16 protein-coding genes and 3 pseudogenes are annotated in these 22,057 nt (G+C 46.3%); 10 read left to right on the plus strand and 9 right to left on the minus strand.

The window, feature by feature from the left end:
* Window positions 1-127: 127 nt before the first annotated feature.
* On the plus strand, window positions 128-991 hold the full coding sequence (locus tag BLL41_RS16480; protein ID WP_083428057.1) for a transporter substrate-binding domain-containing protein: 864 nt from the start codon (window positions 128-130) through the stop codon (window positions 989-991).
* Window positions 992-1,000: 9 nt separating this feature from the next.
* Window positions 1,001-1,681, plus strand: coding sequence for an amino acid ABC transporter permease (locus BLL41_RS16485; RefSeq protein WP_071578677.1), 681 nt, complete (start codon window positions 1,001-1,003; stop codon window positions 1,679-1,681).
* A 47-nt stretch (window positions 1,682-1,728) separates the two neighbouring features.
* On the opposite strand, the gene zinU is transcribed toward BLL41_RS16485, so the two are convergent.
* The 6 genes and pseudogenes from zinU to BLL41_RS16510 form a co-directional block, all read right to left on the minus strand.
* The gene (gene zinU / locus BLL41_RS16490; RefSeq protein WP_071578678.1) at window positions 1,729-2,922 is read right to left on the minus strand and encodes a zinc metallochaperone ZinU; all 1,194 of its coding nucleotides are present in this window, start codon (window positions 2,920-2,922) and stop codon (window positions 1,729-1,731) included.
* Between the two features lie 27 nt (window positions 2,923-2,949).
* Window positions 2,950-3,103, minus strand: a pseudogene (locus BLL41_RS16495) (hypothetical protein).
* A complete protein-coding gene (locus BLL41_RS22830) occupies window positions 3,067-3,207 on the minus strand; it encodes a hypothetical protein (RefSeq protein WP_177230640.1) in 141 nt (46 codons plus the stop codon). The pseudogene BLL41_RS16495 and the gene BLL41_RS22830 overlap by 37 nt, the downstream one beginning before the upstream one ends.
* Before the next feature lie 153 nt (window positions 3,208-3,360).
* Window positions 3,361-3,945, minus strand: a complete 585-nt coding sequence (locus tag BLL41_RS16500) for a L,D-transpeptidase (protein WP_071578679.1) — start codon at window positions 3,943-3,945, stop codon at window positions 3,361-3,363.
* Window positions 3,942-4,857 (minus strand): annotated as a pseudogene (gene folE2, locus BLL41_RS16505) (GTP cyclohydrolase FolE2). Before folE2 ends, BLL41_RS16500 begins: the two are co-directional and overlap by 4 nt.
* A gap of 116 nt (window positions 4,858-4,973) precedes the next feature.
* A complete protein-coding gene (locus BLL41_RS16510) occupies window positions 4,974-6,179 on the minus strand; it encodes an MFS transporter (RefSeq protein WP_071578680.1) in 1,206 nt (401 codons plus the stop codon).
* A gap of 179 nt (window positions 6,180-6,358) precedes the next feature.
* Between BLL41_RS16510 and nirB the strand changes: the two are divergent.
* The 5 genes and pseudogenes from nirB to cobA all read left to right on the plus strand — a co-directional run bounded on the left by nirB (window position 6,359) and on the right by cobA (window position 15,214).
* Window positions 6,359-8,673 (plus strand): annotated as a pseudogene (nirB, locus tag BLL41_RS16515) (nitrite reductase large subunit NirB).
* Between the two features lie 6 nt (window positions 8,674-8,679).
* Window positions 8,680-10,812, plus strand: a complete 2,133-nt coding sequence (nasC, locus tag BLL41_RS16520) for an assimilatory nitrate reductase catalytic subunit NasC (protein ID WP_071578682.1) — start codon at window positions 8,680-8,682, stop codon at window positions 10,810-10,812.
* A gap of 120 nt (window positions 10,813-10,932) precedes the next feature.
* Window positions 10,933-13,350: an NADPH-nitrite reductase gene (gene nasD / locus BLL41_RS16525; protein ID WP_071578683.1), complete on the plus strand. Its 2,418-nt coding sequence runs from the start codon at window positions 10,933-10,935 to the stop codon at window positions 13,348-13,350.
* Window positions 13,351-13,381: 31 nt separating this feature from the next.
* Window positions 13,382-13,702 carry a nitrite reductase small subunit NirD gene (nirD, locus tag BLL41_RS16530; RefSeq protein WP_014662717.1) on the plus strand — a complete coding sequence of 107 codons (321 nt, stop codon included), beginning with the start codon at window positions 13,382-13,384 and terminating at the stop codon, window positions 13,700-13,702.
* 60 nt (window positions 13,703-13,762) lie between these two features.
* On the plus strand, window positions 13,763-15,214 hold the full coding sequence (cobA, locus tag BLL41_RS16535) for a uroporphyrinogen-III C-methyltransferase (RefSeq protein ID WP_083428058.1): 1,452 nt from the start codon (window positions 13,763-13,765) through the stop codon (window positions 15,212-15,214).
* Window positions 15,215-15,245: 31 nt separating this feature from the next.
* On the opposite strand, the gene ffoR is transcribed toward cobA, so the two are convergent.
* Window positions 15,246-16,256 carry a ferredoxin--NADP(+) reductase gene (gene ffoR, locus BLL41_RS16540; RefSeq protein WP_071578685.1) on the minus strand — a complete coding sequence of 337 codons (1,011 nt, stop codon included), beginning with the start codon at window positions 16,254-16,256 and terminating at the stop codon, window positions 15,246-15,248.
* 161 nt (window positions 16,257-16,417) lie between these two features.
* Here ffoR and BLL41_RS16545 point away from each other — a divergent pair, with 161 nt between their 5' ends.
* From BLL41_RS16545 to BLL41_RS16555, 3 genes are all read left to right on the plus strand, one after another.
* Complete coding sequence (locus tag BLL41_RS16545) at window positions 16,418-17,272, plus strand: alpha/beta fold hydrolase (RefSeq protein WP_071578686.1); 855 nt, start codon at window positions 16,418-16,420, stop codon at window positions 17,270-17,272.
* A 99-nt stretch (window positions 17,273-17,371) separates the two neighbouring features.
* Complete coding sequence (locus BLL41_RS16550; RefSeq protein WP_083428062.1) at window positions 17,372-18,253, plus strand: permease; 882 nt, start codon at window positions 17,372-17,374, stop codon at window positions 18,251-18,253.
* Window positions 18,254-18,257: 4 nt separating this feature from the next.
* Window positions 18,258-19,115 carry a TIGR03943 family putative permease subunit gene (locus BLL41_RS16555; RefSeq protein WP_071578688.1) on the plus strand — a complete coding sequence of 286 codons (858 nt, stop codon included), beginning with the start codon at window positions 18,258-18,260 and terminating at the stop codon, window positions 19,113-19,115.
* Between the two features lie 36 nt (window positions 19,116-19,151).
* Here the strand turns inward: BLL41_RS16555 and putR are convergent, their stop codons facing one another.
* Entirely contained in the window at window positions 19,152-20,387 is a 1,236-nt protein-coding gene (putR, locus tag BLL41_RS16560) for a proline utilization transcriptional regulator PutR (protein WP_071578689.1), read from the minus strand.
* Between the two features lie 152 nt (window positions 20,388-20,539).
* Window positions 20,540-21,994, minus strand: a complete 1,455-nt coding sequence (gene putP, locus BLL41_RS16565) for a sodium/proline symporter PutP (protein ID WP_071578690.1) — start codon at window positions 21,992-21,994, stop codon at window positions 20,540-20,542.
* Window positions 21,995-22,057 lie beyond the last annotated feature (63 nt).

A 22,057-nucleotide genomic window follows, 5' to 3' on the forward strand; every position in this document is an offset into this window, starting at 1 on the left:
CCGCTTTTAAACGCTCACACGCTTTTGTATACACAATTCGAACTTTTTGAAAACGTCATCAACATATTGCAACCCCTTATGTTCAATGCTATCTTTTTAGTTGATTAACAGATTGGGGGAACTATAGGTGAAATCATTCAAGCAATCCAAAGCCGTTATATTCAGTTTCACAATGGCTTTCTTTCTTATATTGGCAGCCTGTTCCGGCAAAAATGAAGCCGATTCCAAGGATACAGGCTGGGAGCAGATTAAGGGTAAAGGGAAAATCGTAGTCGCTACATCAGGCACGCTTTATCCCACTTCTTATCATGATACCGACTCTGGCTCCGATAAGCTGACGGGCTACGAGGTTGAAGTCGTTCGTGAAGCAGCAAAACGCCTGGGACTGAAGGTTGAGTTCAAGGAGATGGGCATTGACGGGATGCTGACAGCGGTGAACAGCGGACAGGTTGACGCAGCCGCGAATGACATCGATGTGACGAAGGACCGCGAGAAGAAGTTCGCATTTTCTACTCCATATAAATATTCATACGGCACGGCAATCGTCCGTAAAGACGATTTATCAGGGATTAAAACGCTTAAGGATTTAAAAGGGAAGAAAGCGGCTGGCGCTGCTACCACCGTCTACATGGATGTCGCGAGAAAATACGGCGCCAAAGAAGTGATTTATGATAATGCGACGAATGAGCAATATTTAAAAGATGTCGCCAACGGACGCACTGATGTCATTTTAAACGACTATTACCTGCAGACACTCGCACTCGCAGCATTCCCGGATCTCAACATTACAATTCATCCTGACATCAAGTACATGCCGAACAAACAGGCGCTTGTCATAAAAAAAAGCAATGCAGCACTTCAGAACAAGATGAATGAAACATTGAAGGAAATGAGCAAGGATGGCACTTTGACAAAGCTGTCGAAACAATTCTTCAATAAAGCAGATGTATCAAAAAAACTTGATGCCGACGTTCAGGACGTTGATTTGTAATCGGACGCCATGATCAATAGCATTCAGTGGGAATATATTTTCAACACGAAGCTGGCCATTGAATCGTTTCCTTATGTCATAAAAGGCATTGGGTATACACTGCTCATCTCTTTTGTAAGCATGTTTGCGGGAACTGTGATCGGCCTGTTCATATCACTCGCCAGAATGTCTAAGCTTGCTTTGTTAAGATGGCCGGCGAAGCTCTATATCTCATTTATGCGGGGCGTTCCGATTTTGGTGATTTTGTTTATCCTTTATTTTGGATTTCCATACATCGGCATTGAATTTTCCGCTGTCACGGCTGCTTTAATCGGCTTTAGCCTTAACAGTGCCGCCTACATTGCGGAAATTAACCGTTCAGCCATTTCATCCGTCGAAAAAGGACAGTGGGAAGCCGCATCCTCGCTGGGCCTTTCCTATTGGCAGACGATGAGGGGCATCATTTTGCCGCAATCGATACGTATTGCGCTGCCTCCGCTTGCCAATGTATTGCTCGACTTAATCAAAGCGTCATCTCTCGCTGCGATGATTACAGTGCCGGAATTGCTCCAGCATGCGAAAATCATCGGGGGCAGAGAGTTTGATTACATGACCATGTATATTCTGACCGCTCTAATTTATTGGGCCATCTGCTCTATTGCCGCAACCTTTCAGAATATCCTTGAGAAAAAATACGCTCATTATGTTTAAACAAACGTTTCATTAAAAAAGCCGCTCCCCAGGGGACGGCTTTTTTTCTATTGATTCAGCTTCCATTTAAACGGGTCTTCAAACAGCGACCAGTCGGAATCAAATTCATACTCAGTCAGCAGGCAATGATCAAGCTCTTTCGTGATCGTTTCTTCATCCAGGTCAGTTCCGATAAACACTAGCTGCGTTAGGCGGTCGCCGAACTCCGGGTCCCACTCCTCCAGGATTTCCGGCTCCTGCTGTTTGACTTTCTCCTGCTCAAGCTTCGGCAGCGCCGCCACCCAATATGATACAGGCTCAATCGTAACCGACGGACCTGCTTGCGACATCAGTAAAGCAAGGTTGTTATGAGATGCGCACCAGACGATTCCTTTGGCACGTACCACGTTCTTCGGCATTTGATCCAGCCAACGATAAAAACGTGTAGAATGAAACGGCAAACGTCTCTTATATACAAATGAAGAAATACCGTATTCTACTGTTTCCGGGGTGTGTTCTGCATGGCCTGCCGTCAGCTCTTGAATCCAGCCGGCCGATCCGCTCGCTTCCTCGAAGTTAAATAACCCTGTATGCAAAATCTCCTGCGGTTTTACATTTCCTTTGACGGAACGAATGAACTTGGCTCTTGGCTGCAGTTTACGAAGAACTTTTTCAAGCTGTTCAAGCTCTTGCTCGCTGACCAAGTCACATTTATTTAAGATCAGTACATCGCAAAACTCAATTTGATCGATCAAGAGGTCGGCAATTTCTCTTTCGTCCTCTTCCCCCAATGCTTCTTTGCGGTCCAAAAGGCTTTCGCCTGACTGATAATCATGCCAAAAACGGTTGGCATCCACCACTGTCACCATCGTATCCAGCTGACAGAATTTTGCAAGGTCGATTCCCATCTCTTCATCGATATAAGAGAAAGTCTGGGCCACCGGGATCGGTTCGCTGATTCCTGTCGATTCGATGACGATATAATCAAACCGTCCGTCTTTTGCCAGCTTCTCAACTTCAATTAATAAGTCTTCGCGAAGCGTGCAGCAAATGCAGCCGTTTGACATTTCCACAAGCTTTTCATCTGTTCTGGAAAGGCCCCCTTCCTGCTTAACCAAGCCCGCGTCAATGTTCACCTCGCTCATATCGTTTACGATAACCGCTATTTTCAAGCCTTCACGATTTTGCAGAATGCTGTTCAGCAATGTTGTTTTTCCCGCACCTAGATAACCGCTCAGTACGGTAACCGGAATTTTTTTCATATTAACGCCTCCATTAAAATAGAATGATTACGATTTAAATTGTATACTTCGCCGTATGTACAATGGTGTATAGCAGCTTTTCGCGCTCCAAAAACATTTCTCGCTGCCGCCCGATTTCTAAATCAGCAAAGGCTTCAATCGCGTTTAATCCTTTTCCCCATTGCAAATCCTTGCCGACAATCGGAAAACCGCAGCTTCATAGGGCAATTGCTCCACTTGCGTTGCTGAACCGATGGAAAGCGCAAATATCTCATCAGAAAGAGGCTTGTGTTTCGTTTCCAGCACTCAAGAGCCCTTCACGGGGATCAATGACAGCAAGATCCTTAGCCTTTCCGCTTTTCACAGATGCACAGCCAATGATAAGCCATTTATCACAAAACGTAATTGTTACGATTTGAATTGTATGGTCTTTTTTCCTTTTTGTCAATGGCTTTCAATTCAGCTGATCACCACTTTTGTATGTTCAGGGATATTTTCATATACCCATTTCGCATCTGGAATGGTCAGCCTGATACATCCGTGAGATGCTTTCGTTCCTAGTTTTTCTGCTTCCGTTTTGATGACTTTTTGATCCTTTGTCATTGGCACACTATGAAATAGAAATTCACCGTGACTTTTCCATGATACCCAGTATTCTGCGCCTTCCTGGTATCCTTCGGAGAAAAACCATTCTCCCCGTTCAGGCTCTACATAAAAGGTGCCCTTTGGCGTATCATCATCTTTTGTTTGATCAAGACCAGAAGAGATCAACATTGTATAGATGGTGTTGCTTCCTTCTTTGATGTAAGCCTTCTGCTCCTTCACATTCACATCAATCCAGACATGCTTCTGTTTAATATCCGGGTATTCTCCGCCCGAAGGCTTTGTCCAATCAATGCTTGTTTTTGCTGTTTTTCGAACGTCCGTTATGCGCTCGACTGTTTTCTTTGTATTGATACTTGCGTGTTCTTCTGCATGACCGGAGCAGGCTGACATCAGGCTGGCTGGCAGAAGAACGGCAACAATGAATAATGAGAGTTTCATATTCTATCCACTTCCTTCGAAAAACACAGCTTCGCATAGGCATCGTGGAGATGGATCGATTCTTCATTGCGACATTCAATATCAAAGGCTGACACCCATTCAAGCTCAAACAAATCCGCAGCAATCAGCCGGGCGAGATCCTCAACAAATCTCGGGTTTTCATAGGCCGTTTCTGTCACATCTTTTTCATCTGGCCGCTTCAATACCGGATGCAGTCTCGCAGAGGCATTTGATTCTGCGGAGAGAAGCAAATCAGCTTTAAAATCACTTGGCAGCGATACAGCCGGGTGAATATCCGCCCAAATGCTGACCGTTCCCCTCTGATTATGGGCACTGTATTCGCTGATTTCCTTGGAGCAGGGGCACAGAGTCGTTACCTTTGCTGAGATGCCGGCACGCTGTTTAAACGGCTGATCTTCACGATACGTGACAGACATGAATATGTCAGCATGCATTAGCCCCGCTTTCTTAAGCTTCGGACTTTTCCGTTCGAAAAACCATGGAAACCGTACTTCGACTGAAGCAGAGGATAAGTCCATGTTTTCTGCAAGCTCCTTCGTAAATTGCTGAAGGGAGGAAAATGAGAGATTCCAGCCGTTTTGATGATAGACTTGCAGCAGCTCTGTTAACCGGCTCATGTTAATCCCCTTCTGATTTCTCGGCAAATCACAAGTCATTATAAAGTTCGCGGCCGTTGTTTGCTCGGCAGGCATCATGGCAGAAGTGATTGTGACTGGATGGGACACATTAGCGACACCTACATGCTGAATGTCAAAAAAAATAATCCTTCCTGATATTTTGCAGATCCTTCATTTTCTCTTTTTCTACAGGTTTCTCACCCTTAGCCGGACTAACCGATCCAAAGTATTGAAGACGCTCCGGTTTTTTCGGGAGCAGCGTATGTTCATTCATTCAGAAAACTCCTCTCACTAACAAATCGTAATAATTACTATTTATTTTGATCGGTTCACTGATGAAAATCAAGAGAAAATAAAAAAGACACGCACAAGCGCGTGTCCGTCAAAAACCTAAACATCCGCCGGGCTGCTTTCCGCGCTCCAGCTTTTTCTCCAGTAATAACCTGCGGCGAGCACAAGTGCAAACGCCAGCAGCGCGATACAGGAAAACGTGATAAAACCGATAGCATATGTGCCTGTCATCTGTTTGAGAGATCCTAGGATGTTCGGCAGGAAAAACCCTCCGATTCCTCCGGCCGCACCGACGATTCCCGTCACCATGCCAATTTCTTTGCGAAAACGCTGCGGCACGAGCTGGAATACTGCACCGTTGCCCATTCCGAGCCCCATCATTCCGACAAACAATAGAACAATAACCATTGAAAGCGATGGCAGGCTGCTGACTCCGGCCATACACAGTGCCACGATGACAAACAGTACAGAAAGAACTTTCGTGCCGCCGACACGATCCGAAATCAAGCCCCCGACAGGCCGGAAAAAGCTCCCCGCCGCCACACATAATGTAACGAAGTCGCCCGCGTGAATTTTTGACAGCTGGTATTGATCAACAAAGAAAATAGATAAAAAGCTTGAGAGCCCGACAAATCCGCCAAACGTGACGCTGTACAGCATGCAGAAAAACCATGTTTCCTTTTGCCCGAACACATGCAGATAGCTTTTGAGCGGCTGCGGAGCCGGCTGTGCAGGAGAATCCTTTGCCATGGATACAAAAAGAATAAAGACGATCAATAATGGAATCAGCGCAATTCCCATGACAATGTGCCAGCCGAACTGCTCTGCCAGACGAGGGCCAAACAGGGTTGCAAACAACGTGCCGCTGTTCCCCGCTCCGGCGATCCCCATTGCAAGTCCCTGCAAATGAGGCGGGTACCAGCGGCTTGCCATAGGCAGCGCAACGGCAAAGCTTGCCCCGGCTACGCCAAGCAGAATCCCGATGGCATACAGCTCAGTCAGCGAACGGCCGCCAAATGTCCCCCACAGCAGCGGAATCATTGTCACCAGCATCCCGATCACTGCCGTTTTTTTCGGTCCGATTCTGTCCGTTAGAATACCCAGTATGATACGAAACACAGATCCAGATAAAATCGGTACAGCCACGACAAGCCCTTTCTCAAAAGGAGACAGGCCAAAATCCTGAGAAATATAAACACCGAGCGCCCCAAGCATTACCCATATCATAAAACTGACATCAAAATATAAAAAGGAACAGAGCAAAGTGAGTGGATGACCGCTAGTTTTCAGTTCCGACAGCTTCATAAGATTCCCCTTTCTTGACCCTCATTATTTTACATTTTCTGAATCAAGGATATATGACCATTATTTTCTGGAAAAGACATGTGTTAGTTTTTGTGACACGTTTAATGCGTTTACAATGCATTGTGACATAATTTTTAATAGGAGAAAACTTACAAGCTGCGTCAAAGGAGGTCTGATACATGAAGAAACAAAGATTGGTGTTAGCAGGAAACGGCATGGCCGGTATTCGCTGTATTGAAGAAATATTAAAGCTGAATCGCCAAATGTTTGAGATTGTCATTTTCGGAAGCGAAACGCATCCCAACTACAATCGCATTCTCTTATCCTCTGTATTGCAGGGTGAAGCGTCACTCGATGACATTACACTGAACAGCAAGGATTGGTACGACAAGCACGGGATTACGCTTTACACAGGCGAAACGGTTATTCAAATTGATAAAGATCAGCAGCGCATCGTCACGGATCGCAAGCGCATCCTGTCTTATGACAAACTCATTGTCGCAACAGGCTCCTCCCCTTATATTCTCCCTATCCCCGGGGCAGACAAAGAAGGCGTCTATGGATTTCGGACAATAGAAGACTGCCAAGCGCTGATGAGCATGGCCGAGCACTATCAAAAGGCGGCGGTGATCGGAGCCGGCTTATTAGGGTTGGAAGCTGCAATCGGTTTACAGCGGCTCGGCATGGATGTCAGCGTCATTCACCACTCCGCCGGCATTATGCAAAAACAGCTCGATCAAACAGCGTCGCGGCTGCTGCAAACGGAGCTGGAACAAAAAGGCCTAACCTTTCTTTTGGAGAAAGACACCGTCTCCATTTCCGGCACCACACGGGCAGACCGAATCCATTTTAAAGATGGCTCTTCACTAAAAGCAGACCTGATTGTGATGGCGGCTGGCGTTAGACCGAATATTGAATTGGCTGTATCCGCTGGAATTGATGTGAACCACGGGATCATCGTGAATGACTGCATGCAGACAAGCGAACCGAATATCTACGCCGTTGGCGAATGCGCCGAGCATAACGGAACGGTGTACGGATTGGTGGCACCGCTTTATGAGCAGGGAAACGTTATCGCCAAACATATTTGCGGCGTTCCATGTGAGGGATATCAAGGCTCAGCCCCAGCTGCGGCATTAAAAATAGCTGGAATCGATGTGTGGTCAGCAGGAAAAATTCAAGAGAATGAACACACGACGAGCATCAATATTTACGACAAACAAGCAGGCATTTACAAAAAAGCACTTTTTGAGGATGACAAGCTGGCCGGCATTATTTTATTCGGAGATGCCCGCGATAAGCAGCGGCTTCTCGACAGCTTACTGAAACAACGAGACATCTCCATTGTCAAAAAGCAGATCATCGAACCGGAGAAAAGCGGCACTTTATTTGAATCCATGCCTTCCAGTGAAACGATTTGCCAATGCAACTCAGTGACAAAAGGCGCGATTGAAGGCGCGGTGCATATGAAAAAATTAACAACTCTTGAGGAAATCAAGCACTGTACCAAAGCATCAGGCTCCTGCGGAGGGTGCAAACCGCTCGTTGAAGAACTCTTGAGATATATGGCCAGCAGTGAATATACGGAGCCCGCAGGCACACCTTCATTTTGTGGCTGCACCGATTTTACAGAAGACGACATCATCGCTGAGCTTCAGCGCAGGCCATTCACTGATCCGGCAGAAGCAATGAACAAGCTTGGTTGGAAAACGAAAAACGGATGCGGTACTTGTCTTCCTGCGATTCAATACTACCTGGAAATGCTGTACCCCGGGTTTGTCCAGCCTGAACCAGCCGCTGAAGACACATGCATCCTGATCCCGCAAATGTATGGCGGGCGGACAAACGCGGAGCAGCTAAGAAACATCGCCAACACCATCGAAGCATACAGCATCCCTGACGTATCCATCACTCACGGCCAAAGACTGAAGCTTTCGGGGATCAAGCCTGCGGATCTCCCGAATATAAAAAAAGACCTAAAAATGCCCGTTTACACCAATGAACACCGGCACACGCTGCAAAGCATCAAAGCATGTACATGCGGGCAAAATCGATTGATTCAGCAGCTGGCAGCCCAAATCGAAAGACACCTTGAGACGCTTTCCTTACCCGCTCCCATTTCTATCAGCTTATCGTGTGAAACAGACTGCACCGGTGCCGCCCTGCAGGATGTCGGCGCGATTCGGACACAAGCTGGCTGGGACATTTACATCGGCGGCGTCCGGGGAACCCACGCCCGTTCAGGAGCTCTGTTTTGCGTGACTGACAACGAAGACAGCACTGCCGGCATGATCAAAGGACTGATCCAGTATTATCGGGAAACGGCTCATTACTTAGAAGCTGTTCATCAGTGGATAGACCGTCTCGAGATCGTTCATGTCAGAGAAGTGCTATTCGAAGAAGACCTAAGGACACAGCTGCTGGAAAGCCTCCAAACAGACCTGTCGCTGATCAAACCCCGACTGTAGAGGCGGGCTCATATAAGAAAGGATGAGACATTTTGACTGAACGACTGCTTAGATATTTTCGTGATAAACAACAAGACGTCCAATCAGAAAAAACGTATCACACCCAATGCCCGTTCTGCAGCATGCAGTGCAAAATGCAGCTCGTGGAACAAACCATCGTCACACGGAAAAAGTACACAGCGGTTGGGATTGACAATCCTACGACACAGGGCCGTCTCTGCATGAAGGGCATGAATGCTCACCAACATGTATTGAACTCCTCCCGCATCACACGCCCGCTGCTAAAGAAAAACGGCGAGTTTATGCCTGTTTCTTGGGGAGAAGCACTGAATTACATCAAAGACCAAGTGACGATGATCCAAGCAGAACACGGCCATGACGCCATGGCTGTATACGGAAGCGCCTCGATAACAAATGAAGAGGCGTATTTGTTGGGGAAATTCGCACGAGTGGGCTTACAGACAAAATACATTGACTACAATGGGAGGCTTTGTATGTCCGCTGCCGCAACCGCAGCCAACCAAACATTCGGCGCGGACAGAGGCTTAACGAACCCCTTATCAGACATTCCCCACACCCGTGTGATCATTCTGGCCGGCACCAATATTGCGGAATGCCAGCCTACAATTATGCCGTATTTTGAAAAGGCGAAAGAAAATGGAGCTTACATCATTGCCATTGATCCGCGTGAAACAGCGACAACAAAAATTGCCGATCTTCATCTGAAAATCAAACCCGGCACAGACGCCGCCCTTGCCAACGGCCTCGTCAAAATCATCATTGACGAGCAGCTCATAAACGAGGATTTCATTCAATCACGAACAAATGGATTCAAGGAGCTGAAGCAGCATACTGACTCGTTAAACCTGAATGACATCGCCGAACAGACGAGTGTCCCGCTGGCGCATATAAGAAAAGCTGCTGTAAAGTTTGCCAAGGAAACGTCCGGCATGTTGTTTACAGCCCGCGGAATTGAACAGCAAACCGATGGAACAGCGGCTGTGAAAGGCTTCTTAAACATGGTGCTGATCACAGGAAAAATCGGCAAGCCTTACTCAGGATACGGGGCGATCACCGGACAAGGCAACGGGCAAGGTGCAAGAGAGCATGGCCAAAAAGCCGATCAGCTTCCGGGCTATCGATCTATTGAAAACGAACAACACCGGGCACATGTTGCGAAATTGTGGGGAATCCATCAGGATGATCTGCCGCGAAAAGGTGTGTCAGCCTATGAAATGATGGAAAAAATCAATGACGGCGACATTAAAGGACTGTTCCTCATGTGCTCCAATCCTGCTGTCTCCAGCCCAAATGCGAATCTTGTAAAAAAAGCCTTAAGAAAACTAACATTTTTTGTCGCAATCGATTTGTTTATTTCAGAGACCGCGACATACGCAGATGTGATTTTACCCGCATCCTCTTATTTAGAAGACGAAGGCACCATGACAAATGTAGAAGGCCGCGTGACACTAAGAGAAGCAAGCCGGCCCTGTCCCGGCGAAGCAAAGCATGATTGGCAGATCATTTGTGATCTCGCATCCGTTCTCGGCAAGGGCCGCTACTTTTCTTACACGTCAGCGGAGGATATTTTTAATGAATTAAGAGAAGCGAGCCGAGGAGGGATTGCCGATTATTCAGGCATCACATATGAGAGGCTAAGACGTGAAGGCGGCATTCACTGGCCGTGTCCGGAATCTGATCATCCCGGAATTGGGCGCTTGTTTACAGAATCATTTGCTCATCCGGATCAAAAAGCGGCATTAAGTGTAATTCCAAATGAACCGCCTGTTCCAAAAGAGAAGCCGACAGCCGATTATCCGCTTTATTTAACGACAGGCCGCGTCATGTCTCATTACTTAACAGGCGTCCAAACAAGAAAAAGCGCCGCCCTTGCCGCGAGACATTTTGAATCGTTTATGGAAATCCATCCGCAAACAGCAGCGACCTACAATATTGAGGACCGTGTACTGGTAAAAATAGAATCTCCGCGGGGAAGCATCACCGTCCGCAGCAAATTATCAAAACAAATCAGAAAAGATACCGTTTTTGTTCCCATCCATTGGGCAGACGCTCAAAATGTGAATGATTTAATCGGGGAAGCCTTAGATCCAGCCTGTAAAATGCCCGGTTTTAAGGTATGCGCCGTCCGAATCAGACCTATTTAAATTTTTCATAAAATTTTTAGAACTTTTCGTATATTTTGTTACATTTTATAACATGTATCTTAAATATTCCTTTTTGCTGTGCTACGCTGGAAAAAACATTGATAAGGAGCGGATCATCTGATGGGAAAAAAACAGCTAGTTCTTGTTGGTAATGGAATGGCCGGGGTAAGGGCCATTGAAGAGATACTGAGTGTTGCTAAAGACGAGTTTCAGATCACAATTTTCGGTGCCGAACCGCATCCCAACTATAATCGAATCCTTTTGTCAAAAGTGCTTCAAGGCGATACAGATATTAAAGATATTACGTTAAACGATTGGAACTGGTACGAAGAAAACAACATTCAATTGTATACAAATGAAACAGTCATCAAAGTGGATACGGAAAACAAAACAGTCTTCACAGACGCAGACAGAATCCAGCCTTACGACGAATTGATCCTGGCGACAGGCTCGGTCCCTTTTATCCTTCCGATTCCGGGCGCAGACAAAAAAGGCGTCACAGCTTTCCGGGATATAAAAGATACAGACACAATGCTCGCCGCGTCAAAACAATATAAAAAAGCAGCCGTCATCGGCGGAGGACTTCTTGGTTTGGAAGCAGCTCGCGGACTGCTGAACCTCGGCATGGAAGTATCCGTCATCCACCTCGCTCCATTCCTGATGGAGCGCCAGCTTGATGCAACGGCAGGACGTCTGCTGCAAAACGAGTTAGAAAAACAAGGTATGACCTTTTTACTTGAAAAGCAAACCGAAGAAATTGTTGGTGACGGTCGTGTCGAAGGCCTCCGTTTCAAGGATGGCACAAGCATTGAAGCTGATTTAGTCGTCATGGCTGTCGGCATCCGCCCAAACACAACGCTCGGAGCCGAGAGCGGCATTCCGGTTAACCGCGGCATCATCGTCAACGATTATATGCAGACGGAAATCCCGCACATTTACGCGGTCGGCGAATGTGCCGAGCACCGCGGAATCGCCTACGGGCTTGTGGCGCCGCTTTATGAACAGGCAAAAGTGCTGGCGAAGCATATTTGCGGCATCGAAACAAAGCCGTATGAAGGTTCTGTTCTCTCCACACAGTTAAAGGTATCAGGCGTCGAGGTCTTCTCTGCCGGTGACTTTAACGAATCAGAGGAGAAAAAAGCGATTAAAGTCTTCGATGAGCAGGACGGCATCTATAAAAAAATCGTCTTGAGAGGCAACCAAATTGTCGGTGCTGTTTTATTCGGCGACAGCAGCGAGGGCAACCGCCTGTTTTCTATGATTCAAAAAGAAGCCGATATCTCTGAAACCTCAAAAATATCAATCTTACAGCCTCTCGACCAAGAAGCAGGCACAAGCATTACCGCAGCGATGAGCGACGATGAAATCATCTGCGGCTGCAACGGCGTGTCAAAAGGTGCGATTATTCAAGCCATACAGGAAAAGGGCTGCTCGTCAACGGACGAGATCAAAGCATGCACCGGCGCATCCCGTTCATGCGGAGGCTGTAAGCCGCTCGTAGAAGAAATCCTCCAGCATACACTCGGATCAGACTTTGATGCGTCAGCGCAAAAAGAAGCCATTTGCGGCTGCACCACATTGTCAAGAGATGAGGTCGTAGAAGAAATCAAAGCCAAAGGGCTGTCACATACAAAAGAAATCATGAACGTGCTCAGCTGGAAAACGCCAGAAGGCTGTTCCAAATGCCGTCCGGCTCTGAACTACTACTTAGGCATGATCAATCCAACCAAATACGAGGATGAACGGACATCCCGCTTTGTTAATGAACGAATGCACGCCAATATTCAAAAAGACGGAACATACTCAGTCGTTCCCCGGATGTACGGCGGCGTGACCAACTCTACAGATTTGCGCAAAATCGCCGATGTTGTCGACAAATATGAGATCCCACTCGTGAAAATGACAGGCGGCCAGCGAATTGATCTTATCGGTGTGAAAAAAGAAGACCTTCTGAAGGTATGGGAAGATCTTGATATGCCATCAGGCTACGCGTACGGAAAGACACTTCGGACAGTAAAAACATGCGTAGGCGAGCAATTCTGCCGCTTCGGCACACAAGACTCCATGGCACTGGGCATTGCACTTGAGAAAAAATTCGAAGGGCTGAACACGCCTCATAAAGTCAAAATGGCCGTGTCTGCCTGCCCGCGAAACTGTGCGGAATCCGGTATTAAGGACCTTGGTGTAGTTGGCATCGACGGAGGCTGGGAGCTTTATGTCGGCGGAAATGGCGGAACCCATTTGCGCGCCGGCGATTTGCTGATGAAAGTAAAAACAAATGAAGAAGTGTTAGAATACGCAGGCGCTTACCTCCAATATTACCGGGAAACCGCAAACTATCTGGAGCGTACATCCGCATGGCTTGAGCGCGTCGGTTTATCCCATGTCCAGTCCGTGTTAAACGATCCGGAAAAGCGGCAGGAGCTGAACGACCGAATGAATGAAACACTCTCTGTCCACAAGGATCCTTGGAAGAGCTTCCTGGAAAACAAACAAACCTCTAAAGAATTATTTGAAAATGTTGTAACCACATCATAATGACAAAAACAAACATTAAGGAGGAATGGACATGGTAAACAAAGACGTAACAAAAGTATGCATCGGAAAAATTGGAGAATTGCCTGAACAATTAGGCAAAACAGTGTATATTGAAGATAAGGAGCTTGCAGTCTTCAAGCTTTCAAACGGAAGCATCCGCGCCATCGAAAACCGCTGTCCGCATAAGGGCGGCGTTCTGGCAGAAGGCATCGTCAGCGGCGAATATGTTTTTTGCCCAATGCACGACTGGAAAATCTCCTTAGAAGACGGAATCGTTCAAGAACCTGACCACGGATGCGTCAAAACATATGAAACGCTGATCGAAGGAGAACATGTTTATCTCGTATATTGATCAAAAGACCGGATCACTTTTCTAGTGGTCCTTCATTTTTTACAGTGACGGAAGGATGACATGATTATGAAGAACGGAATCGTATATTTCGTGGGAGCCGGACCCGGTGACCCAGGGCTGCTCACCATCAAAGGAAAACAGGCGCTCGAGGAAGCAGATGTGATTTTATATGACCGGCTCGCCAACCCGAAGCTGCTCGAATTTGCATCACCGGACTGCCAGTTTATTTATTGCGGAAAACTGCCGGACCGCCATTTTATGAAACAAAAAGAAATTAACGCCCTGCTGGTTGAAAAAGCATTAAATGGGTCAACCGTCGTTCGCTTGAAGGGCGGAGATCCGAGTGTATTCGGCAGAGTCGGCGAGGAAGCAGATGCTCTTCATGAGCACGGCATTCGCTATGAAATGGTGCCGGGAATCACCTCTGGAATTGCAGCGCCGCTATATGCAGGCATCCCCGTCACGCATCGGGATTTCGCATCATCTTTTGCCATGATTACAGCGCATGATAAATCATTAAAAGGCACGCCGAACCTTGACTGGGAAGGACTTGCCCGAAGCGTTCAAACCCTTGTTTTTTACATGGGTGTCAAGAACTTGTCTTATATTTGCCAGCAGCTCATTTCATACGGAAAATCGCCTTCTGTCCCTGTCATTGTCATCCAATGGGGAACGTGGGGCCGCCAGCGAAGTGTGAAAGGAACGCTTGAGAACATTCAGCAAAAAGTTCAGGAACACCAGATTACAAACCCTGCGATTATCGTCATCGGAGATATCGTTAACTTTCAAACACACAGCTGGTTTGAAAGCAAACCACTTATCGGCCGGCATATGATGGTAGTCACTCATGGCGACGATGAAGACCCGCTAGCAGACAGGCTGCGCGATTCCGGCGCCGATGTCATCGAATGGCCCAAGTGGCGGACTGAAAATATGCCCGTCAATGAAAAAATTCTTCGAAAGATCGGCAGCTTTGAAGACATACTTTTCACATCGCGCCGGGCGGTTTGTGAATTTTTCAGAGCACTGGCTTCTCAGAAAATCGACATCCGCCAGCTGACAGCCCGACTGAGTGCAGCAACTGAGCAAGCAAAGACGGAGCTTGAAAAACGGGGGTTTCTTGTCACAGCCATTCAGCCTGATTCAGAAAAACGCCTTGTTGTCGGGAGCCGCCCTGCAGTGAAAAATGTCCAGAAGCATGAGTCCAGTTCGTTTTATATCACTCATGAAAACGTTATAGACGACCGGTTCACCCACATGATTCAGCGTACCATCAGTGAATCCCCGTTGCACATGGTCATTTGCCCGAACAAGCTGTCCGTTCAGCAATTGATCAGTGATGGCGAACAAGTTGGCATTTCGCCGGAACCGTCAGCAAGCCGGCCTCCTATCGTCTGTATAGGCGATGACTCAGCTGCCGGGGCTTATGGATTCACAGCCGTCCAAGAACAGGATGAATTGTTTGCTTTCATCCAAAATCAACAAGCGGAAAAAAAACTCCTTCACAGCTGATGGCAAACAGCCCTTTCCCCCAAGGGCTGTTTTATTTATGTACCAATTTTTTATGATGGGTTGAATACATCGCCATATTCTCAGCCTTAGGATCCAAATAAGCCTTCGCGCTGTTGACCGCTGTCGGGCCTTCGGTAAAGCCGCCGGCAATCAATCTCAGCTTGCTTTCATAAAAAGCCGCGTCTCCCGCCACAAACACGCCCGGAAGATTCGTACGCATGTGTCTGTCCGCTTTCACCCTGCCTTCTTCAATCTCTAGCCCCCACTCCTTCATCGGCCCGAGATCAATTTTGAAGCCATGATTAATGATCAGTTCATCAACCGCTATCTCTTCCCTCTGGCCAGACTCCGTATGGCAAATCGTCACTTTTTGGATGCGCTCCTCATTGCCGCTCAGCTGCTCCAGACGATAAGGCGTAAACACCCGCACCGATGATTGCTTCATTTTCGTCACACTGCTTTCCATTCCGCCGAATTCCTCGCGGCGATGAACGACAGTCACAGACGCCGCAATCGGTTCCAGCTCATTGGCCCAATCGACGGCAGTATCTCCGCCGCCTGATATCACCACGCGCTTCCCTTTAAACGCATCAAGCTTCTCCACTCCATAATGAAGATTTTTGCCCGCGTACCGAGTTGCATCCTCGCTGTCAAACTCATTGACCTCAAGCGTTCCCATGCCGCAAGCCAAAATCACAGTTCTTGTATAGTGCTTTTCCCCTTCAGAACCTGTCAATACAATGGTGCCGTCATTCAGGCGTTCTAACCCGGTCACACGCTGATTCAGCACGATATCAGGATCAAACGTCGCCGCCTGCTCCTTCAGCTGCTCGATCAGCTGCTTTCCCGCAATCCCCGGTATGCCGCCGATATCACGGATGATTTTCTCAGGAAAAAATAAAGACACTTTCCCTCCGAGCTTCGGCAAAAATTCGATTACCTTTGTTTTCAGCTCCCGCATTCCGCAGTAAAAAGCTGTAAACAGCCCAATCGGCCCCCCGCCTATAATCGTAACGTCATATACCTCTTGATTCTCAGCCATCCGTCCTGCCTCCCGTTCACATCTATATCAACAACTTTAATTGAGAATGAATATCAATAAAAAGTATACCATATTTCAAGGGCCTTTGTTTATTCATTTCTTCTCCTTGTGGTCAATTGCTGAAAACCCTATAATAGGCAAAAAACAAATGGGTGAAACAGATGAAAAGACGAGTCGAAACGATCACCTTCGATGGCAGCACACTAGAATATTCTGTGACAGGCAAGGGAACTCCGATCCTTGTCATGCATGGCGGGCATTCAAATTGTTACGAGGAATTCGGATACACAGCGTTGATTGAGCAAGGGTATTCCATCATTACGCCTTCAAGGCCCGGCTACGGACGAACGTCAAAAGAGATTGGAAAAAGCCTTGCCAATGCCTGCTGTTTCTATGTGAAATTATTAGATCATTTACAAATCGACAGTGTCCATGTGATCGCCATCTCAGCAGGAGGGACGAGCGGCATATGCTTTGCCTCACATTATCCGGAAAGAGTAAATACATTGACCCTGCAATCCGCAGTCACCAAAGAGTGGCTCACCCCAAAAGACACTGAATATAAAATGGGGAGAATTCTCTTCCGCCCGCCGCTGGAAAAGTGGATATGGAAGCTGATTTCTTCTTTGAATAACGCCTTTCCGCGTTTGATGTTTCGAGCTATGAGCCCGCAATTCAGCACGCTTCCGTTTCAGCGAATCAAGTCCTTAATGGATGAAAACGACATAGAAGCTTTTCGAAAAATGAACAGCCGGCAGCGCTCTGGTGAAGGATTTCTGCTTGACTTGTCACAAACAACCGCTGTCCCTTCGAAAGAACTGCAGGCCATCTCATGTCCCGTGCTGATTATGCAAAGTGTTTATGATGGATTTGTCGACTTGTCACATGCACATCATGCAAAAGAGCACATTCATGGCGCCGCCCTCTGTTTGCTTCACTCATGGGGGCACCTGATTTGGCTCGGAAAAGAAGCTGCTGAAACAGACAGTATCCTACTCGGCTTTTTGGATTCCTAACCAAAGTGAAACGATCCTTTCCCCTCCTCCGTCAAACAAGCAGTGCCTTTTTTTCTGGTATCATAAGAGAGGCAGCTTACCATGAGCGGAGGTTTTATTGTGACAGCACAATCATCTTTTCTTCAGCTGAATTCTATTTTTATCAGTATTTTAATAGAAGCCATTCCGTTTATTCTGATTGGCGTCATACTTTCCGGAATCATTCAAATGTTTGTTTCTGAAGAAATGATTGCAAGAATCATGCCGAAAAACCGCTTTCTCGCCGTTTTATTCGGTGCGCTGGCCGGCGTTTTATTTCCCGCCTGCGAATGCGGCATCATTCCGATTACAAGGCGGCTTCTATTAAAGGGAGTCCCTTTGCATGCGGGCGTAGCTTTCATGCTGACCGCGCCTATCATTAATCCTATCGTTTTATTTTCGACCTATATTGCGTTCGGGAATAGATGGAGCGTGGTCTTTTACAGAGGCGGACTGGCTCTCGCCGTTTCGCTGATCATCGGGGTCATCTTATCCTATCAATTTAAGGATAACCAGCTTTTAAAGACTGACGAACCCGGACACCATCATCATCACGGCACCTTGCTCCAAAAGCTGGGCGGGACCTTGCGTCATGCCATTGATGAATTTTTCTCCGTGGGGAAATATTTAATCATCGGCGCCTTTATCGCAGCCGCTATGCAGACGTATGTCAAAACATCCACTTTGCTTGCGATCGGGCAGAATGATGTATCCTCTTCCCTCGTGATGATGGGTCTTGCGTTTGTCTTGTCGCTTTGTTCAGAGGTTGATGCATTCATCGCGTCTTCCTTCAGCAGCACATTTTCATTAGGATCGTTAATCGCCTTTCTCGTCTTTGGGGCAATGGTGGATATTAAGAATCTATTGATGATGCTTGCGGCCTTCAAAAAACGATTTGTTTTCCTGCTGATTACATACATTGTCGTGATTGTTTTAGCGGGTTCACTACTGGTAAAGGGGTGATTGGATGTTTCGTCTATTGGTGCTGATGGGATTTACGTTTTTCTTTTATCATCTGCATGCCTCGGGAAATCTAACAAAATATATTAATATGAAATATGCCTATCTTTCCTTTATTGCGATCTTCCTGCTGGCCATTCTGACCGCCGTCCAAGCATATCTATTTATCAAGTCGCCTGAAAAAGACGGGCATCCCCATGACCATGATTGCGGGTGCGGCCATGATCACGAACATGAGCATGAACAAAACAAGCCATTTTATCAGCGTTATTTGATTTATGTAGTTTTCCTTTTTCCTTTGGTGTCAGGCATTTTCTTCCCGATTGCAACGCTTGACTCATCGATTGTCAAAACAAAAGGGTTCTCGTTTAAGGCAATGGAGAGCGGAGATCACTACTCCCAAACACAGTATTTGCGGCCTGATGCCAGCCTTTATTACGCGCAAGACAGCTATGACAAACAAATGAAACAGCTGTTTAATAAGTATTCCAGCAAAAAAGAGATTTCTCTGACCGATGACGATTTCCTAAAAGGAATGGAAACCATCTATAACTATCCGGGTGAATTTCTCGGACGGACGATTGAATTTCATGGATTTGCGTACAAAGGCAACGCGATTAACAAAAATCAGCTGTTCGTGTTGAGGTTTGGCATCATTCACTGTATCGCTGATTCCGGTGTGTACGGGATGCTTGTGGAATTTCCGAAGGACATGGAGATCAAGGATGATGAATGGATTCACATTAAGGGCACTCTGGCCTCAGAATATTACCAGCCATTCAAGTCAACTCTCCCTGTCGTGAAAGTAACTGACTGGAATACCATTAAAAAACCTGATGATCCGTATGTTTACAGAGGATTTTAAATGAAGACGAAACCAGTACAAGTACTGGTTTCTTTTTTATTTCTTTTTCATCAGCATCAAATCAAGATAGAGCTGGCATCGCGTTCTGAAATCGCTTAAATCGATCGACGTCATCTCAGTAATCTGTTTGATGCGGTAATTCAATGTATTTTGGTGAATAAACAGCTGTTCTGCCGCTGGTTTTGTTTTGCAGTTGTTGAGGAGATAGATTTCCAAGGTTTTGAGCAGCTCAGTGCTGCTTTCTTCGTCTTTCGCTTTTAATAAAGCCAAATCCTTATTCTCGTATTCTAAAAATTCGTTTTTCTGTTCAATGCTTTCTAAATAGCGATAAATGCCGAGTTTGGCATATTCATATGGAATGTTTTCCTGATTGCCAGTGATTTCTGCGGCTTTGATGACTTCGAGTGCTTCTGTGTAGCTCTTGCCAAGTTTTAAAAGGTGATTATATTCGTTTCCGATACCGATATAAATAGGGGTAGGTATTTTTTGAAAGTGAAAATGTGTTAACAGCTTATTAATAAATTCAGAAGCTGCTGAGGAGACGGAGCTTTTTTGGGAAAAACTCGCTACGACGATGACAATATTTGATTCGATCGTTAAGACATGACTGACTTTATCCCGTAAATTCAGGTACGACCTGATATTTTCCTTTAAATCCTCAACCGCTTCCCCATCCCCATTTGCGGCGTGCAGGATAACAACTGAAAACATGGAAGGCAGCACTGTGTTGATTTTTTCAGCTTCTCGTCTGAGTTCCTTCTCAGAGGTGAATTGCTGATAGATCGCCCGTTTGATGAGATCCTCTGCTTTTTCTTCCTTTTCCTGTTTCAATTTGTTCGTTTTATAAATGATTTTCCCGACATGAAAAGAGGTCTCATACAAAAAGTCGAGCTCTTCTTCCGTCAGATTTTGGTCCAGCTCCTGGACCCAGATGTAGCCCATGACTTCCCCTTTGTGCTTTGCACTCACGACCACCCTCTGGTTTAACCCAATGCTTTCAATTTTGTTGACGCGAAAAGGCTCAGGTTCTGTTTTCAGTTTTTCAATGATTCCGTCCTTCAAAAACCTCTCAAAAATCTGAACCGGACATTTTTTTGAAAAAATAGTCTGCTGGTTGGCAGAGTCAAAATGGTTAATATAGTAAGAATTATAGGCTAATAAAAAGAAATCCGCGCTTTCCAGGATGACTGGTTTTTGCAGTTCATAACTGATAAAATCAATCAGCTTATCAACATCTGAAAATGAAAAAACTCTCTCTAAAAGCTCTTCCATACCTTTTTCTCCTATACTTTTTTTACTTTAATCATATCCATACGGGGGCTTTTTGTATAGAAAAAAATACGTTTGTTTCCAAAAGAAAAAAATGGCCGCTTAAAAGGAGAAAAGAGGAAAAAGGGACAGCCCCTTCCTCCTCCTTTCGATCTTTATTGTGACATTGTATCTTGGTAGTCTTTAAACTGGTCTTCGACAGTTTGTGACGGAGCCTGCGTCAATACACTGACGATAAAGACAGATAATAGACTCGCAGCAAAACCAGGTATGATTTCATACAGAAAGTCCGAAAGACCGGCATTCGCCCAAATGATTACAGTTGCTGCTCCCACAATCATGCCGGCGAGTGCCCCCCATTTGGTCATTCGTTTCCAAAACAGACTGAGCAGCACAACCGGCCCGAATGATGCACCGAAGCCCGCCCACGCATAGCTTACCAATCCAAGGATTGTATTATTTTTCTCCCAAGCCAGGAATAATGCGATGACAGAAATCACAAGCACAGCCATACGGCCCAAAAACACCAGCTCTTTATCAGAAGCTGAGCGTCTGAACATCGACTTATACAAATCTTCTACCAGAGAGCTCGATGTCACAAGCAGCTGGGAAGAAATTGTACTCATAATCGCGGCCAAAATAGCTGAAATCAGAAAACCTGTGATAATCGGATGGAACAAAATATTCCCTAATTGAATAAAAATTGTCTCAGGATCCTTCAGTGTCATGCCATTCTGATGGTAATAAGCGATTCCGCCCAAACCGGTCAGCACAGCGCCGACTGCCGACAAAATCATCCAGCCCATCCCGATTCTGCGCGCTCTTTTGATCTCTTTTACGGACGTTATCGCCATAAAACGCACAATGATATGCGGCTGACCAAAGTAGCCCAAACCCCAGGCAAACAAAGAAATAATGCCAAGGACGCTTGTTCCTTTGAAAATATTAAACATATCTGGATCAACAGAGCGGATTTCAGTAACTGTTTCACTTGCTCCTCCCGTATGGAAAAACGTAACGATCGGAACAAGGATGAGTGCGGCAAACATAATGATCCCCTGAACAAAATCTGTCCAGCTGACTGCCAAAAAGCCGCCAAACAGGGTATACGCCACAACAACACCAGTCACAACCCACAAGCCTGTATGATAATCCATCCCCAAAATACTGTTAAATAAAACGCCGCCGGATACCATTCCAGACGAAACATAAAATGTGAAGAAGACTAAAATCACAATCCCTGAAAATAGTCTCAGCAGCTTCGAATGGTCTCCGAAGCGATTTTCAAGGAACCCGGGAATTGTGATGGAATTCCCCGCTTGTTCAGTATAGGTTCTCAGCCGTGGCGCAACGTAAAGCCAGTTCGCCCATGCCCCAAGGCAAAGTCCGAACACAATCCAAATACCGCTCAGACCTGTTGAAAACATGGCGCCCGGGAGACCCATCAGCAGCCAGCCACTCATATCGGCAGCGCCGGCACTGAGAGCCGTTACGGCCGGACCCAAAGAGCGTCCTCCAAGCATGTAATCCGTCAGATTCGACGTGCGCTTGTAAGCAAAGTAGCCGATCAGCATCATCCCCGCCATATAAATACAAATCGAAATAATCAGCTGTGTGTTTTCTATGGCACTTCCTCCTCTTTTTTATGGTATATGGATGAAATGGACATCCCC

The sequence above is a fragment of the Bacillus sp. FMQ74 genome (genome assembly GCF_001875785.1).
GTDB lineage: Bacteria > Bacillota > Bacilli > Bacillales > Bacillaceae > Bacillus > Bacillus stercoris.

Bases quoted from the DNA above. Each gene is read 5' to 3' on its own strand.
- putR (WP_071578689.1), bottom strand. From the start codon at position 20,387: ATGGAAGAGCTTTTAGAGAGAGTTTTTTCATTTTCAGATGTTGATAAG.
- BLL41_RS16555 (WP_071578688.1), top strand. From the start codon at position 18,258: ATGTTTCGTCTATTGGTGCTGATGGGATTTACGTTTTTCTTTTATCAT.
- nirD (WP_014662717.1), top strand. From the start codon at position 13,382: ATGGTAAACAAAGACGTAACAAAAGTATGCATCGGAAAAATTGGAGAA.
- BLL41_RS16485 (WP_071578677.1), top strand. From the start codon at position 1,001: ATGATCAATAGCATTCAGTGGGAATATATTTTCAACACGAAGCTGGCC.
- BLL41_RS16500 (WP_071578679.1), bottom strand. From the start codon at position 3,945: ATGAAACTCTCATTATTCATTGTTGCCGTTCTTCTGCCAGCCAGCCTG.
- cobA (WP_083428058.1), top strand. From the start codon at position 13,763: ATGATTATGAAGAACGGAATCGTATATTTCGTGGGAGCCGGACCCGGT.
- BLL41_RS16545 (WP_071578686.1), top strand. From the start codon at position 16,418: ATGAAAAGACGAGTCGAAACGATCACCTTCGATGGCAGCACACTAGAA.
- ffoR (WP_071578685.1), bottom strand. From the start codon at position 16,256: ATGGCTGAGAATCAAGAGGTATATGACGTTACGATTATAGGCGGGGGG.
- BLL41_RS16510 (WP_071578680.1), bottom strand. From the start codon at position 6,179: ATGAAGCTGTCGGAACTGAAAACTAGCGGTCATCCACTCACTTTGCTC.
- zinU (WP_071578678.1), bottom strand. From the start codon at position 2,922: ATGAAAAAAATTCCGGTTACCGTACTGAGCGGTTATCTAGGTGCGGGA.
- nasD (WP_071578683.1), top strand. From the start codon at position 10,933: ATGGGAAAAAAACAGCTAGTTCTTGTTGGTAATGGAATGGCCGGGGTA.